The organism is Marinifaba aquimaris, from assembly GCF_013328345.1.
GTDB classification, from domain to species: Bacteria; Pseudomonadota; Gammaproteobacteria; order Enterobacterales; family Alteromonadaceae; genus Marinifaba; species Marinifaba aquimaris.
Genome location: NZ_JABULX010000060.1, coordinates 1 through 3,077, shown reverse-complemented (window position 1 = coordinate 3,077; position 3,077 = coordinate 1). Strand labels below are relative to the sequence as shown.

Below are 3,077 nucleotides of genomic sequence, written 5' to 3'. Positions count from 1 at the left end.
CACCTTGACCCGGTGACCGCCGCTTTTGATAAGGAAAATGGCAGGCCGGCACGCTTTTGGCAAGATATGAGTGTGGAACAACAGCGGGTAATAAAAAGACAACTGATGTCTGAAGCGTTTAATTTTGCCTTTGATAAGCCACAAGCCGAAATTACCAAACCTTGGGAAGTCTGGCCGATAGACCCAGCAATGCCTCAGCCTGTATTAGATAATAAATACAAATTTAAACGTTTACTAAAGCAAATCACGTTTGGTTGCCCAGTTTAATTGTTTTAACGATATTCATACACAAGGATTGTGATGATAAATTTTTTACCGACGTTACCTAAAGAAACGACCTATAACCGTTTTTTTCAAAGTCATGAACATTCGTCGTTAACTGAACAATTTGATGGGTTGTACTTTACTCGAAAATTTGAAAAAAGCTCAAAAAAACGACGTTTTTTTAAAGAACACCCTGAACGTTTTTTAGTTAAAGCGTCGGATAAACATTTCGCGGGTTGGTTCTCATTAGGGTGCATGTTTATTGGCTTTTCAGGCAGCTTTATGTGTGCTTATTTGTTTTTTATGATTGGAGTGATAGATCTAGATTTTGTCAATGTTCCTTGGTGGTTGTTCGCCTCTGTACTTATATGGAATTTATTTTGGTTAAATTTAATCCCGTGGACTAAGCGTGTCGGCTCAGATCATATTATTTATTTTGATCGTTTAACTGGCCGGGTTGGCTATACCAAAGCTTTTACTCATCAAACCGAAAAAGATGAGTTTGGTAACGCCAGTTTTGCTTGGCAAGATATTGTTTGTACCACCCAGTATAGGACCACGACTCAGTACGGTAATCAGGCTCATATCCCTTATATTCAACATCGTGATTTTGATACTTACCCAGAATCGGATGTAGAAGTGGCTGTATCCGAATCGGCCAATAGCCGCACCTATTGTTATTTATTTTGGGAAGAGGTGTGCCGATTTATGGATAACACTAAACCATTACCCGATGTACCTGTATATGAAGCAGTCAGACACCTTGACCCGGTGACCGCCGCTTTTGATAAGGAAAATGGCAGGCCGGCACGCTTTTGGCAAGATATGAGCTTTGAACAGCAGAGTAAAATTGATGACGAGCTGACCACAGAAGCGTTTAATTTTGCCTTTGATAAACCACAAGCCGAAATTACCAAACCGTGGGAAGTCTGGCCGATAGACCCAGCTATGCCTAAACCTGTTTTAGATAACACATACAAGTTTAAACGAATACTTATTCAAATAACTTGTGGTTGCCCAGTTTAATTGTTTTAACGATATTCATACACAAGGAATGTGATGATAAATTTTATACCGACCTTACCGAAAGAAACGACCTATAACCGTTTTTTTCAGGCTTTTAATCATGCCTCATTAGCAGATCAATTTAATGGTTTGTATCTAACCCGAATGTTTGAGAAAAAAGTATCCAAACGTACATTTTTTGCAGACCATCCGGAACGTTTCTTAATACAAAACGCTGACAAACATGCATCTGGCTGGTTATCTATTGCGTGTATGTTTATAGGGTTTGCAGGTAGTTGTTATTGCGCTATGTTTCTACCTTATTGGTTGTTTTTTGGTAAAGAGCCTTTCCCAATAATTGCATATTTATCCGTTCTTATCTGGAATTTATTTTGGTTAAATGCATTCCCATGGACTAAGCGTGTGGGCTCAGATCATATTATTTATTTTGATCGTTTGACTGGCCGGGTTGGCTATACCAAGTCTTTTAATCATCAAACTGAAAAAGATGAATTTGGTAACGCCAGTTTTGCTTGGCAAGACATTGTTTGCATTACCCAATATGCCGTTACATCTCAGCATGGTAGTCAGGCTCAACTTCCTTATATTCGACATCGTGATTTTGATACTTACCCAGAATCGGATGTTGAAGTGGTCGTATCCGAATCAGCCAATAGCCGCACCTATTGTTATTTATTTTGGGAAGAGGTGTGCCGATTTATGGATAACACCAAACCATTACCTGATGTACCTGTATATGAAGCAGTAAGACATATTGACCCGGTGACCGCCGCTTTTGATAAGGAAAACGGCAGGCCAGAACGCTTTTGGCAAGATATGAGTGTGGAACAACAGCGGGTAATAAAAAGACAACTGATGTCAGAAGCGTTTAATTTTGCCTTTGATAAGCCACAAGCCGAAATTACCAAACCGTGGGAAGTCTGGCCAATCGACCCTGCAATGCCTCAGCCTGTATTAGATAATAAATACAAGTTTAAACGTTTATTAAAACAAATCACTTTTGGTTGCCCAGTTTAATTGTTTTAACGATATTCATACACAAGGAATGTGATGATAAATTTTATACCGACCTTACCTAAAGAAACGACCTATAACCGTTTTTTTAAAGCCATACCAGATGATTCCCTACTTGAGCAATTTAATGGTTTGTACTTCACTCGAAAATTTGAACAAGGCTCTGAAAAAAAACGCTATTTTAAAGAGCACCCTGAGCGTTTTTTAGTTAAAGCGTCTGATAAACATTTTGCAGGTTGGTTATCATTAGCATGCATGTTTATTGGCTTTTCAGGCAGCTTTATATGTGCTTATTTGTTTTTTATGATTGGAGTGATTGATCTAGATTTTGCCAATGTTCCTTGGTGGTTGTTCGCCTCTGTACTTATATGGAACTTATTTTGGTTAAATGCATTCCCTTGGAGTGAACGTATTGGTTCGGATAATATTATTTATTTTGACCGTTTAACTGGCCGGGTTGGCTATACCAAAGCTTTTAGCCATCAAACTGAAAAAGATGAATTTGGTAACCCCAGTTTTGCTTGGCAAGATATTGTTTGTACAACCCAATATGCAGTTACTACGCAGTATGGTAGTCAGGCTCATATCCCTTATATTCGACATCGTTATTTGGATACTTACCCAGAATCTGGGGTTGAAGTGGCCGTATCCGAGTCAGCCAATAGCCGCACCTATTGTTATTTATTTTGGGAAGAGGTGTGCCGATTTATGGATAACACCAAACCATTACCCGATGTGCCTGTATATGAAGCGGTAAGGCACCTTGACCCGGT

General features: G+C 39.1%; 3 protein-coding genes and 1 pseudogene. All 4 read left to right on the top strand.

The window, feature by feature from the left end; genetic code table 11:
• Positions 1 to 267: pseudogene (locus HR060_RS18975) on the top strand (hypothetical protein); the annotation flags it as partial.
• Between the two features lie 33 nt (positions 268 to 300).
• Positions 301 to 1,290, top strand: coding sequence for a hypothetical protein (locus tag HR060_RS19230; RefSeq protein ID WP_217434980.1), 990 nt, complete (start codon positions 301 to 303; stop codon positions 1,288 to 1,290).
• A gap of 33 nt (positions 1,291 to 1,323) precedes the next feature.
• The gene (locus HR060_RS19565) at positions 1,324 to 2,307 is read left to right on the top strand and encodes a hypothetical protein (protein WP_246283224.1); all 984 of its coding nucleotides are present in this window, start codon (positions 1,324 to 1,326) and stop codon (positions 2,305 to 2,307) included.
• A gap of 33 nt (positions 2,308 to 2,340) precedes the next feature.
• On the top strand, positions 2,341 to 3,077 hold a 737-nt coding region (locus HR060_RS18960; RefSeq protein WP_174201841.1), incomplete at its 3' end, for a hypothetical protein.